8 protein-coding genes are annotated in these 13086 nt (G+C 47.3%); all 8 read left to right on the top strand.

The genetic code is table 11. From position 1 onward, the window contains the following. Window positions 1-38 precede the first annotated feature (38 nt). The 8 genes from C7R92_RS03605 to C7R92_RS03565 all read left to right on the top strand — a co-directional run bounded on the left by C7R92_RS03605 (window position 39) and on the right by C7R92_RS03565 (window position 13035). A complete protein-coding gene (locus C7R92_RS03605; RefSeq protein ID WP_106833280.1) occupies window positions 39-1322 on the top strand; it encodes an MFS transporter in 1284 nt (427 codons plus the stop codon). A 91-nt stretch (window positions 1323-1413) separates the two neighbouring features. Next, window positions 1414-2619 (top strand): efflux RND transporter periplasmic adaptor subunit, encoded by a 1206-nt coding sequence (locus C7R92_RS03600; RefSeq protein WP_244195641.1) that lies wholly within the window; start codon window positions 1414-1416, stop codon window positions 2617-2619. A 3-nt stretch (window positions 2620-2622) separates the two neighbouring features. After that, window positions 2623-5664: an efflux RND transporter permease subunit gene (locus tag C7R92_RS03595; protein WP_106833278.1), complete on the top strand. Its 3042-nt coding sequence runs from the start codon at window positions 2623-2625 to the stop codon at window positions 5662-5664. A gap of 449 nt (window positions 5665-6113) precedes the next feature. Then, window positions 6114-6317, top strand: a complete 204-nt coding sequence (locus C7R92_RS03585) for a hypothetical protein (protein WP_026043127.1) — start codon at window positions 6114-6116, stop codon at window positions 6315-6317. A 130-nt stretch (window positions 6318-6447) separates the two neighbouring features. After that, window positions 6448-6915 carry a MarR family transcriptional regulator gene (locus C7R92_RS03580; protein ID WP_069844762.1) on the top strand — a complete coding sequence of 156 codons (468 nt, stop codon included), beginning with the start codon at window positions 6448-6450 and terminating at the stop codon, window positions 6913-6915. 85 nt (window positions 6916-7000) lie between these two features. Continuing rightward, complete coding sequence (locus C7R92_RS03575; protein ID WP_106833277.1) at window positions 7001-8185, top strand: MFS transporter; 1185 nt, start codon at window positions 7001-7003, stop codon at window positions 8183-8185. Window positions 8186-8264: 79 nt separating this feature from the next. Further along, the gene (locus C7R92_RS03570; RefSeq protein ID WP_106833276.1) at window positions 8265-10667 is read left to right on the top strand and encodes an AAA family ATPase; all 2403 of its coding nucleotides are present in this window, start codon (window positions 8265-8267) and stop codon (window positions 10665-10667) included. Between the two features lie 94 nt (window positions 10668-10761). Then, window positions 10762-13035, top strand: a complete 2274-nt coding sequence (locus C7R92_RS03565) for a S8 family serine peptidase (RefSeq protein ID WP_106833275.1) — start codon at window positions 10762-10764, stop codon at window positions 13033-13035. The last annotated feature ends 51 nt before the right edge of the window (window positions 13036-13086 follow it).

The following is a 13086-nucleotide window of genomic DNA, read 5'->3' as shown; positions in this document are numbered from 1 at the left end:
ATCTTCACCTAGAGGGATTACTATTCAGGGAGGTTAAGATGGGCAACCAATCATACGGATACGGATTAAATATTTTTCTCTTTTCTTTTACTCGTTTTATCACAGAATTAGGTAGCGGTGTCTACAAATTTGCTCTTGCTCTGTACATTGCGGATGTGACGGGTTCTTCCGCTGCATTTGCAACTGTTTTGGGCTTTTCGTACTTGCCAGGGGTGCTGATTAATATTTTTGCAGGCGCCTATATTGATAGACACAACAAGAAAAAAATCATGGTTGTCACCGAGCTGCTAAGCGGTGCGCTCGTTCTCTTGTTTTTACTGTTTTTCCTTCAGTTTCCCACGAATCTATGGCTGTTTGTCGGATACGCCTTCGTGATCAGTACCATTCAGGCCTTTACGTATCTCGCTTTGCAAGCATCCATTCCTGAGCTGGTAGACGAAGAAAGAGTAGGAAGTATGAACTCTATTTATCAAGCGATCAGTGCCATTCTCAATGTAGCGGGTCCTTTGGTAGGGGCGGTTGCCTACGGGTTAGTCGGGATGGAAATGATTTTGCTGATTGATGGCCTTTCTTTTATCGGAGCAGGGATCATGCAGATGTTCCTCCGTTTCCGCAAGACCGAGGTTGTACAGGAGACAACGCAAAGCTATATAGAAACAATCAAGGAAGTCTTCCAATATATCCGTGAACAGGTCGTCATCAAGTACTTGTTCCTGATTTTCCTTGTGCTCAACTTTATTTTCCCTCCGCTCATGTATGTAGGGCTGCTGCATATTGCCTATCGAGTGGAAAAAGTATCGATGGAGCAATTCTCCTTTATTCAGTCCTCCTGGTTTATCGGGATCATTATCGGAGCGGCTATTGTCTCTATGAAAAAGGTGAGCAAATACGTTGAGAATAAAATCTTCCTTTTGATTCAAGTGCAAGGGATTCTCTTGATGACGTGGATCTTTCCGATTTTTGTTCCGGAAATGAGTAACGCCTCGTGGATCATTACGGGCGTGTTTGTCGGGATTTTATTGGTCTCCGCCATCTTCAACTCCATGGGGAACATCCCGATCTTTACCTTTGTTCAATTGAACACGCCTGAGCATTTGCGTGCCAGCATGTTTGGCGTGGTCGGGACTTTTACCGGAGTGGCCGTACCGTTTGGGATCTGGTTGTACGGTATTTTACTGGAGGCCGTTTACTGGCCGTATCTCTTGTTGGCCTCAGGTGCCGTCATTTTCGTGATCGCCTTGATCGCTCATCTGAACAAACAAGTGAGTCAATACTTTAAGAAAAAAGAAGAACAGGTGGTTGCGACAGACAAGTCTGCTTGAGCAAGGTCACGATAACGAGAGAGAGAATATGATGTCAGCTTCATTCAAAAAGACAATGACAAAACTACTTGGAGGACTCTACGTGAAGAGTATGCACTATGTCGTTTTGACCGTTGTACTGATGTTCATCACGGGGTGTGGAGTGGAAACGAAACAGGAAACGGAGCAAACCAAACAAAAGAACGTGCAAGTGCACACCGTAAAACAGACGGATTCCTTGCCGATACCACTTACTGCTTTCGTTGAATACAAACAGGAGAGCCATTTAGCCTTTGGGGCTTCTGGTACGATTGAACGAATGAACGTAACAAAAGGGGCAAAGGTGACACAGGGCCAGGTATTAAGTTCATTAAATACGAACTATTATCAAAAAGGGCTGGAAGCGGCACAAAGCCAGGTTCAAAGCGCATCTGCGTTGCGTTCAAAAACGTTGCAAGGAGCAAGCGCCGATCTCATCAGCAAACAACGCTTGGCAGTGGACAGCCAGGAAAAGCGCATGAAGGATGCGCAACGGAAATGGGAGACAGCCCAAGAGCTGTTTAAGGGCGGCGCTATTTCGCAGAGTGAGCTGGACAGTGTACAGTCGGAAAAAGAGCAAAACGAGATTTCGCTACAAGAGGCGCGAATTACGTTGGAGAAGTTGCTAAAGGGTGCGGAAGTCAACGAGATTGCCAGTGCAGATGCCGATTTGAAACAAGCGGCCAGTGAAGTAGAGCTCGCAAAGAAAACCCTTCAAGAAACGCAACTCGTCGCGCCATTTAGCGGAACGGTCATCGATGTGACCCAAAAGGCAGGTAGTCTTGCCCAGCCAGGTGAAAGTATCATTCACCTGGTTGATAGCTCGGAAGTGAAGCTGAAGGTCGATGTCCCATTAGATGTGATGGAAAACTACAAGCAAGGGGACACGGTGCCTGTGGCAGTGGAGGGAAAGGGCAAAAGTAAAGGGACCATTACATTTATCTCACCTGTACTTAACCAGGAAACGGGAAAGTATCTTGTAGAGATAGCTGTTTCCAATAAAGACAACGTGTTGATCGAGGGGATGGTCGCGACTGTAGAGATGTCACGCAAAGTGAATGGAATGCTCGTTCCTGTCCAAAGCGTTGGGATTAAGGAAACACAGCGCTTCGTCATGGTTGTCGAGAATGGTGTAATCAAGAGACGCGACGTGGAAGTTGGGCAAATTTTTGGAAATAACGTCGAGATTCTATCAGGTCTTCAGTCAGGCAATCAAATCCTAATCTCCGGCATAACGTACTACGCCGAAGGAGAAGACGTTACGGTGAAAGGGGAGTAACCGATGGACAAGGTCATTCTCTTTTTGCTGAAACGAAAAGTGATCCTCTATTTGTGCACATTCCTCATCGTGCTTACCGGAATCGGTGCTCTCTTTTCCTTCCACGTGGAGCTCGTGCCGAAAACGAATTTGCCTTGGATCGAAGTGAATATTTCAGGAGGAGCGCTGCCACCTGAAGAGATGGTGGAAAAGGTCACGAAAAAAATAGAGCAGGAATTGAAATCTGTGGCTGGCATTAAAAATTTCTCATCGAAAACAGGGACGGGGTTTTCTGGCATCTCGATCCTTGCAGAGGATGGGGAAGGTGAAAAGGTCAAACAAGAGACACAAAATATTGTGAATCGGCTGCGCAACGAGTTTCCCAAAGTAGTGGATACCGTTACGGTCACGCAAACCAATTTAGGTGATGAGGACTTAATCGACTACGCAATGGTGGGTACCGATACACAGACCATGCTCACCTTGCTGAAAACGACCATTAAGGATCGAATAGAATCCGTCCCGGGTGTGAAGGAAGTGGTCATATCCGAGGACGGTTTTGAAAATAAGGTTGCGATAACATTTCTTCCTGAACGGCTTACTGCCTATCGAACGACAGCAGCGGATGTTGTTAGTCAGCTTCAGGGTGCCAATTGGAAAAAAGCAGTGGGGATATTGGAGAATCCGGGGTTCGACACCGTTGTGATGATTGACAACAGCTTAAAAAATGTAGAAGAGTTCAAAAACATTTTGATCAAGACACCCAAGGGCAAGGTTGCACTCGAACAATTGGCAACGGTGAGTGACTTACGCGGAAGCGTGAAGGACGCTATTTCCATGACAGAAGGAAACCTCTTTGTACAAATCAGTGTAAAGCGTGCTGCAGGGAGTGACCTGATCACTACACAGAAAAAAGTCGAGGAAGTTGTGAGGCAAATCAATAATGAGGCGGGCGGAAACTACGAGATGAGAGTCATGTTTGAATCCGTCTCCTTTATTAAAAAAGCGATCACCAATTTGAGTCGAGATGTTGTCATTGGGGGAATATTGGCAATCCTCGTGCTCTGGGTATTCCTGCGAAATTGGCGTGTGACAATGGTCATTGCAACGACGCTGCCTCTCTCCATCCTGATGACTTTCATCGCTTTGAAAGCTGCCGGATATAACATTGACATGGTGGTATTGATATCACTGAGTTTGTCAATCGGATTGATTGTTGACGCCGCGATCGTTGTTCTGGAGAGTATTTATCATTTGAGAGAAAAGGGAATGCAGCTGAAACAGGCCATCGTTCAGGGCTCAAAAGAAGTCATAGCACCTGTTTTTGCTTCCCAATTAACTTTGATTATTGTGTTTTTACCGCTTGTGGTCGCGGATTTTGAACAGTGGCTGAAGCCTATTCTTCATACCATTGCGTTTACCGTTACCTCTACCATTCTTGCGTCAACGATTGCAGCTTTTCTATTTGTTCCAATTTTTTCCGAGCGTTTTCTTCAACATGATAAACAGTTGCAGTCCCCTAGCGAAAAAGGGAAAAATCGGATTGTTTCTCTCTTTCAGCGATTACTGCTGGTAACCCTTCGTCATCGAATTCTCACATTGCTGGTGGCTCTTGCGGTGTTTGTAGGGGCATTGGGTCTCTTCCCATTGATAAAAATAGGAAATGGCTTGAATGCCAATGAGAATCAAATTTTTGCCACGCTCACGATGCCCGATGGCACTAGCTTGGAACAGGCGCGAACAGCGGCAGTTGAAGCGGAAAAAGCGTTGAGAGAGTTGTCCGACGTCAATCAAGTCTTTTTTACGGCAAAGAAAGAGACCGTCGAGTTAAATATTACATTAGTGACCAAATCGCAACGAACACAAGAGAAAGAAGAATTTATGCAAGAAGTAAACGGGCGCTTGAATGCCATTGACGGAGTGGAACGGACGAGTTTGACATTTGGCTTCTCAGGTGAATCGGCACCTATTGAGTTGCAGGTCGCGGGCGAAGATTTAGAGGTTTCCCGGTCGGTTTCCACAAAAGTAGAAGAAATGCTGGGGAGCATCCCCGGTGTAGTCAACATTCGGAATGACTTTGAAAAAGGGAAGGAAAAAGTAACGCTGACACCAAATCAGGAGGCAATGTCGCAATTACAGGTTGACTCAGATTCATTGGACAGCCAAATCAGTATGCTGCTTGGGGAGCAATCCCTATCCACAATCAGTCAAAATGGTATCGAAACCTCTATTGTTGCCAGATTTCCAGAGACATGGGTGACACATCCTGATCAACTCCAACACACGATGATTCGAACCGAAACAGGCGCACAGGTGCCGTTACACGAGTTGGTCGATTTCCATTTCAGCAAATCTCCGATCACAATCAAGCATGAAAAAGGAGAACAAATCATCACCGTGTCAGCAGAACTGTTGGGCACGGACATTGGTACGGCGGGCAGACAAATCAATGAGAAGCTGGGCACTGTGGAATTGCCCGCTGGATACAAGATCGAGATCGCTGGAGATTTGAAGGAACAGAATAACACCTTTACCCAGGGAATCATCGTCTTGGTAGCAGTCGTCTCCCTCATCTATGTGATTATGGTGGCGCAGTTTGGGAGATTATCTCAGCCGTTTATTATCATGCTGTCACTGCCTATGGCCTTGGTGGGAGTCATTCTCGGATTCGTGATCACGCAGCGAACCTTTGGTGAGATGGCGATGATTGGGCTCGTCATGCTGGTGGGAATTGTTGTTTCCAATGCGATTTTGTTAATTGACAGAATCAATCTGCTCCGCTCACGGGGGATGGGGTTGGAAGAAGCGATTGTACAGGGCACGCGCGATCGTGTTCGTCCGGTGATTATGACCAAGCTGACAGCGATACTCGGTATGCTGCCGATGGGACTCGCAGTTGCGGAAGGAGCGGAACTAGAGGCACCGCTTGCTACCGGGGTAATTGCAGGGTTGATTTTCCATACACTCGTAACGCTAGTTTTGGTTCCCGTTCTTTATTCGATCTTTGAGGGAATTCGTGAAAAGAGAGTAGCTCGAAAAAAAGCGCATCGCATTGCTGATTTGTAAAAAGGGAAACGGGGCACAGTGCTGTTGAACCAGCGTTGTGCCCTCTAACAACTTCCTAGAGCGAATAACTTTTACGACAGGTGAGTCTGTCAAGGGTTCAACACAAAGGAGGAGCAATCATGAGCATAAAAGTAGGGATTATTGGCTGCGGTTTCATTGCAAACGAAGGGCTAATCCGGATCGTGCACAGAAGCTGGTTGCAAAGTACGGGGGTACGGTAGCGGCTAGCTGGCAGGAGGTCGTTCATCATCCTGAGGTTCAAGCGATCAGCGACTGCTCGACGAACGAAATGCATCATATCATCACGACAGAGGAAAAGATGGGCTTATCGCTCTTTTGATTATCGAAGCGGCCATGGAGTCAGCTGCAACGGGAAAAACGATTTCCTTGCAACAAAATATTGGATGATTGCCATGTTGCTTGGTCACACTAAGGTGGGAGGTGTAACCATGGAACGAACCATTCAGGTCAATGGTGAAGATTATCATTTCGAGTCAACGTATGATGGAGATTCACAGTATAATGTTCAAGTACGATGCGGCAAGAAAGTAGTATCGAGCTTTAAAATCTCGGCCGGATCGGAAAGTGAAGTGTTTGAGGCTGCTCGTGCTCATTTCAGTGCGGACAAGGAATTGGGCAATCTAAATGGATAGAGACTGGTCTCGGAACGCAGCTTGCGAATGCAGGGCTGCGGTTTTTTCTTGCGCAAAAGGAAATCTCATGATAAGGTTACTTTGTTTCCTTGGAAACAAAGTTCGAAATAGATGAGGAGCTGATGCTGCATTGGACCCGAAAAAGAAGCTTTGGAATCGCTGGATCACCTTTCTACATAAACAGGAGGAGCGCAGCAAGCTGCGTGAAGAAATGCTATTGCGCGATATCAAAAGCAGCGTACCTGATTACGATAAAGTTGGTAGGTTATCCGTAACAGAGCTCCACGTCCTTCAAGAGGTAGGGGGAAAAGATCGAGTCAATGTTACGACAATTGCACAGCATATTGGGGTAACAAAGAGTGCGATATCCAAAATAACAGTCAAGCTTTTGAAGAAAGGATTACTTGAGCGCTATCAGCTCGAAGACAATCAGAAGGAAGTTTTTTTTCGGCTGACATCAGTAGGAGAAATGGTAAACGAGATTCACGAACACTACCATCAACGACTGGAGATGGACATGTACCGATTTTTGGATAGATATTCTCCAGCTGAATTGGCATTTTTGGATGAGGTCATAAGAGAAGCAACAGAAGATTAGGGGAATTATACAACTGGTGTTCATTATTTTTTTACGAAAATTGTTTCCGAGGACACAATATTTAAGAGATAAGAGGAGAGCAACCATGAATCCAAAAAAAGTACTGTACCTACTTGGGATAACGCTAATGCTAGGTATGTTCGCGCAAAATTTGTTCATGCCTATTTTACCAGCCATGCAAAAAGAGTTTCAGACGAGTGCAACCATGATAAATTGGACCATTTCAATCTTTACCGTCATGCTCGCGATTATGCAAATCATCTACGGACCATTTATCGATCGGTTCGGCCGAAAACGTGTCATGATACCTGCCCTGATCCTATTCACGATCGCGTCAATCGGATGCTATCTGGTCGATTCTATTTATGGACTACTATTTTTCCGGGCTTTACAAGGGGCGGGGTTTGCTGCCATTCCGATCGTAGCCGCAACGATCATTGGTGACATATTTACAGGAATCCAACGTGCATCTGCGATGGGTACTTATCAGATGCTGCTTGCGCTCAGTCCGGCACTTGGTCCACTGTTAGGAGGCTGGATTGGCGGCATCGGCGGACATTCTGCGGTCTTTTTGTTTTTGGCGATCTGTGCAGTCTTTCTCGTCGTCATCAATGCTGTATTGTTACCCGAAACGAAAAAGGCTCAAACTACATCATCAGGCGGTTTTACACTAGGGTCTTTCCGTAATATTTTGCTCCACCCAGTTGGTGCATCTGTCATTTTGATCGGTTTTAGCCAAATGTATGCCTATTATTGCTTCCTGCTGTTTCTCCCTGTGCAATTGACGAACCATTACGCAGTCTCCGTTGAAATAATCGGATTGGTTTTCTTGCTCGTGTCAGTCGTCTTTATTATCAGTAGCAAGCTGTCTGCTGTATTGCAAAAGCGATGGGGAGCACGTAAAACATTACTGGTGACGACCAGTTTAAATGCTTTGGCGATGTTTCTTTTTATGACTGCTGCTGATGTTTCTTTTCTCCTGCTTGTGGTAACAAGTACGCTGTTTGCCTTAACCTTAGGTGTAGGTATGCCTGCACACACGATTTTGCTATCCGAAGTATTTGAAGCAGAGCGTGCAACGTCCATTGGTGTGTACAATTTCATCCGCTATACGGGGATGGCTGCAGGTCCGGTTGTAGGTGCGATGCTGTTAGAATGGGGCGGGGTCTGGCTTGAATTTGGTATAGCCGGTATCCTCATCACTTTGGCGATCTTGTTCGCGCGTCAAAAGGTGAAAAAAACCGCATCGAGCATGCAAGGGGAGTTCTAATGTTCGGACAGACTTTTCATGTTCGGCTAAATATGCTACAACAGGGATGAAACAATGGAGCGGGAGGAGCAATCAAAAGATGCAGCATCAAGAAGAACGGGACCCGAGGGTACTGATTGCAGGTTTTAGCGAAAATCCGTCCAGCATCCAGTCACTATCCGAAGGCGAATGCCTGACATTCCTGCAAATGCTCGAACAGCATCGCCAAGAACATCCAGGCGAAGAGCTTGATTTGATGGAAGCGATGGTGTTGACGCGAATGTCTGCTTTGCGGATGCACAAAACAGGAGGCCATACGCTGGCAGCTGAATGGGTAGATCGTGCGCTTCAACTAGCCCCTGATTTTCGCTACGCTGGAGAAGTTAAGCTCGAGCTGTACTTTTCACAGTTGCGATCCCATGCCTTTCTCACTGAATTCAAGTCCGTGCGTGAAACGGATAACGTCGTCATGCGCAGGAGAACAGTTGAGGTGCTGGAAGAGCAGGCAACCAATGAGCTGGCAGACATCACGAAGTGGCGCTCTCTTGCTGAAGAGACGCTACAGGCAGCGCAAAAATGGAACGATGCGGAGACGGAAGCTACGGCTGCTGGCCTCGTGCTGTTATACACGGAACGACAAAATTTATTAATTCAATTGCAAGAACGTGTTCAAGCGTATGGAGCGTCTTTATCCGGGGTCTTTTACTCCAGTGAAATGCTCGTCCAATTGCAAGAGACGATTCGGGCTTTAACTAACCAGCAAGAACAGAAGGAAAATCTCCTGCCGCAAAGGAACGAAAGGGTAGAAGATCGCGAAAAAGCGCCTCAACAAGATTTGAGTGCATTAGAGCAATTGGAGCGGTTGATCGGCCTGGACGAGATCAAACATCGGGTTCGGCAGCTAGCGCAATTTCTACAGTATCGCCAGCTTCGCGAAGAAAAGGGCTGGCATATGAAAGACCAGCTCCCTCTTCATCTCGTGCTGATGGGGAACCCAGGAACGGGGAAGACGACCTTGGCTCGCTTGATCGCCAAGCTGTATCAGGAGCTCGGATTGTTGGCAAAGGGACAGCTCATCGAAGTGGATCGTTCTCAGTTGGTCGGCGCTTACGTGGGACAGACAGAACAGCGCGTCATGGAAGCAATCAAGCAGGCAGACGGCGGCGTCTTGTTTATCGATGAGGCATACAGCTTGAAGCGCCCAGATAGCTCCGGAAGTGATTACGGACAAGTGGCGATTGACACGCTTGTATCCGCTATGACGAGTGGCGAGTATGCAGGACGCTTTGTCGTGATGCTGGCGGGCTATCCCGAAGAAATGCGTCATTTTTTGTACGCCAATCCTGGGCTGAATAGCCGTTTTCCAGAGACGGGCCACTTTTTACTGCCGGACTATCAGGCGGACGAACTGGTGCAAATCGCAGAAGAAGTAGCCGTACGGAACGATTTTACTCTTACAGAGGCGGCAAAAATTACGCTGCGCCAGCGCATTGAAAAAGCGCAAGTAGACGAGACGTTTGGCAATGCACGGGCAGTTACAAATATCGTGCTCGATGCAATCTTTGCCAAAGGACGCGAGACAGATGGTAAGGAACTGAAATGGGATGACTTTACGATTCTGAAACCCGAGGATGTCCGTGGCTTCGATCCGCCGCAAAAAGAAAGGAATGCAGAAGCTAGACTGCAAGCGTTGATTGGTCTTGCTCAAGTGAAAACGGAGCTGAAAAAAATCGCTGCGTATGTGTCCGTCCAGCAAGAACGTGCAGCAAGAGGCCTGCCGAAAAGTCCGATTGAGCTGCATGCCGTCTTTACTGGGAATCCAGGCACAGGGAAGACGACGGTTGCCCAACTGTATGCGCAGATTTTGCAAGAAATCGGCTATTTGAAACGTGGTCATCTTGTTACGGCGAGTAGAGCCGACTTGGTAGCGGGGTATGTCGGTCAGACCGCAGCGCTTACTCGCAGAAAAATTCGAGAAGCTTTGGGCGGCGTTTTGTTTATCGATGAAGCGTATTCGCTGCTCGGTGGAGGAGAGCGGGATTTTGGGCAGGAAGCGGTTGACACGCTCGTAGAAGAGATGACCAAACACGAAGAGAATCTGGTCGTGGTCCTCGCAGGCTACCCACTCGAAATGAATTCATTATTGATGAGCAACCCTGGCCTTTTGTCGCGGTTTAAAAAATATATTGCGTTCCCCGACTACACCGTGAAGGAACTCGTGCACATTCTTGAACAGGCTGCATGCGATGTAGGGTATGCGATTGAGAAGAACGTGCTGGAAATGATCTCGCAGTCGTTGGATAAAGCAGTCAGTGATCATCGATTGAATGGCAACGGTCGTTTTAGCCATAATCTATTGCAAGAGGCGATCCAGAACCAGGCTGTGCGACTGATGGATATTCCGAAGCAAGAATGGAATCAAGAAATGCTGATGCAGTTGGCATGGGCCGATTTTCAACCGCTATTACAGTGGACGGTAGAAGAGGATGGGGCAAAAAATTAGTTTTTGTCCCATCTCTATGCCTTCTTACTCTTTTGACAATTCACCCTTTCTCTTATAATGGATAGAAATGGTTACATTACGCCATGGGGGAAGGGTGTTTGGTTTGCGAAAAAAATGGCAGGCAGCTTTATGCACGACACTTGTTCTGACACTTTCGCTGGAAGGCATTCCAGCGGATGCCAAGCAAGAGGGAGAGCGTCGGGGCAATATCCAGATCGAAGTCGATAAGGGTCTTGCACTGGACAAGCTTACGTCGAAAAAGAGAGAGTCCGAGCTCGTCGTTATTCAGTTATCTGGTCCTGTTCGTGAGGAGTGGAAAGAAGAACTGGAAGATATCGGCGTCACGCTTGGTGATTACATACCGGATTATGCCTTCATCGCGAAAATTGAGGATGAACAGGTAAGAAGGGAAGTCGAGGAGCTGTCCTTTGTCGAAGACGTCATGGCGTTTACACCGAAGTCCAAAGTATCGTCAGAGCTTCGCTTTTCAGGAGGCAATAGAGAGCGGGTCGAGGTTGCCGTCATCGGTTTCAATCAACGGGTGGACATGTTTCGAGCGATGACGGAAATGACGGAGGATCAAGATATACGCGACATTCAAACGCCGGAAGATGCTCCGCATATATCTATCGCAAAGATGGATCAGCAAACGATTGAACAAGTGGTCGAATCAGATGATGTTATTGCTGTCGTCCCTGTGCCAGAAAACAAGCTACACAATGATGTGGCAGCTACCATCATTCGTTCGGACAAGCTGACCTCGACAGGGTACACAGGCAAGGGACAAATTGTCGGAGTCGCCGATACCGGACTGGATACAGGTAAGCTTCAAACGATGCATCCAGATTTTAAAGGCCAGATTGAGAAGCTCATTTCAATTGGCCGACCGAATGATGCGAGTGACGTCCACGGTCATGGTACGCATGTTGCTGGCTCCATTGTGGGCACAGGAGAAGCATCAGATGGACAGTATAAAGGAACGGCACCGGGTGCGAAGCTCGTTTTTCATTCGATAGAGAATGCGAAAGGGAAGCTCAACACGGATGTCGAGACGATTTTGCAGGAAGCATACGAAGAGGGAGCCCGTATTCACTCCAATTCGTGGGGAACGAATGATAGGGGAGCGTACAGCCTGTCATCGCTTCTGTTTGATCGCTTTTTATGGGAGCATCCAGATATGACGGTGCTAATTGCGGCTGGAAACGATGGCGAGAAAGGCTATAAAACGATTGGGAGCCCAGCCACTGCTAAAAACGTCATCGCCGTTGGCGCCACGGAAAATATTCGGCCCAACTTGGGGAAGAGCTCCGATAAAGCGGACGACGTGTGGGTATCGAGCAGTCGCGGCTTAACGGACGACGGACGTTTGAAGCCTGATATTGTCGCGCCTGGTTCAGCGATCTTGTCCACGCGCTCTTCACTGGCACCGAGCAAAAATTTCTACAAGCGTTTTAATGAGCATTACGCGTATATGAACGGCACGAGCATGGCTACGCCGATTTTAGCGGGCGGTGTGGCACAAATCCGGGAATTTTTACAGGACGAAGGGGAAAAAAATCCGAGTGGTGCATTAGTAAAAGCCATGCTGTTGACGAGTGCAGACAACTTGGATGAAGACATGCGAGAGCAAGGCTTCGGCCGAGCCAATCTGGAGCAGGCGATTGAAACGAATTACAAGGACGAGAAGGACGGCATTCGCACCCGTGAAAAAGTTACATATAAGGTCAAGGTCTCGGATGATTCTAAGCCTTTGGCAATTACACTTGCGTGGACGGATTATCCTGCTGCCATTGTCGCAAAGCGTGCGCTCGTCAACGATTTGAATCTGAAGGTGACGACACCGAGTGGAGAAAAACTGAACGGCAACGACTTTTTTGAGGCCCCGTACAACGACGAAGTGGACAACCTCAACAACGTCGAGCAAGTATGGATTACCGAGCCGGAAGAGGGAACCTACACCGTGACGGTCGAAGGCTATAACATACCGAAAGGACCTCAGCCGTATGCGCTAGCAACAACGGGAAAATGGCAAAAGGCCGATGACGAGGAAGAGGAAAAGCCGCCAGTTGTAGACAAAGAACCTGCTCGAACAGGGAAACTGACGAAGAAGCAGAAAAGCATGGAGTATTTGATTCGCGTTAATGAGCCTGGTGATTTGGAATTATCCGTAGAGTGGGAAGAGGATGCAAATATTGATTTGTACGTGTATAACAGTCGTTCACAAGAGCTTGCTGCTGCAACAAGCACCGACAAACCAGAACAACTATCGGTGAATCTTGAAAAATCCGGTCTGTACAATATTCGCGTTGTGTTGACGGATGGAAAAGAAGCAAAGTATCGCCTATATATGAAAAAGCCAGGAAAATAAATAACAGACACAACCTTCGTCTTTTGATCGGATGAAAGGTTGTGTCTTTTT

Source organism: Brevibacillus porteri, from assembly GCF_003013475.1.
Taxonomy (GTDB): domain Bacteria; phylum Bacillota; class Bacilli; order Brevibacillales; family Brevibacillaceae; genus Brevibacillus; species Brevibacillus porteri.
The sequence above is the reverse complement of the archived record's forward strand: the minus strand, read 5'-3'. Positions and strand labels throughout refer to the sequence as shown.

What these genes read in the sequence shown, in the direction of transcription:
- C7R92_RS03570 (WP_106833276.1), top strand. Translation starts at nt 8,265, where the DNA reads ATGCAGCATCAAGAAGAACGGGACCCGAGGGTACTGATTGCAGGTTTT.
- C7R92_RS03600 (WP_244195641.1), top strand. Translation starts at nt 1,414, where the DNA reads ATGCACTATGTCGTTTTGACCGTTGTACTGATGTTCATCACGGGGTGT.
- C7R92_RS03595 (WP_106833278.1), top strand. Translation starts at nt 2,623, where the DNA reads ATGGACAAGGTCATTCTCTTTTTGCTGAAACGAAAAGTGATCCTCTAT.
- C7R92_RS03575 (WP_106833277.1), top strand. Translation starts at nt 7,001, where the DNA reads ATGAATCCAAAAAAAGTACTGTACCTACTTGGGATAACGCTAATGCTA.
- C7R92_RS03585 (WP_026043127.1), top strand. Translation starts at nt 6,114, where the DNA reads ATGGAACGAACCATTCAGGTCAATGGTGAAGATTATCATTTCGAGTCA.
- C7R92_RS03605 (WP_106833280.1), top strand. Translation starts at nt 39, where the DNA reads ATGGGCAACCAATCATACGGATACGGATTAAATATTTTTCTCTTTTCT.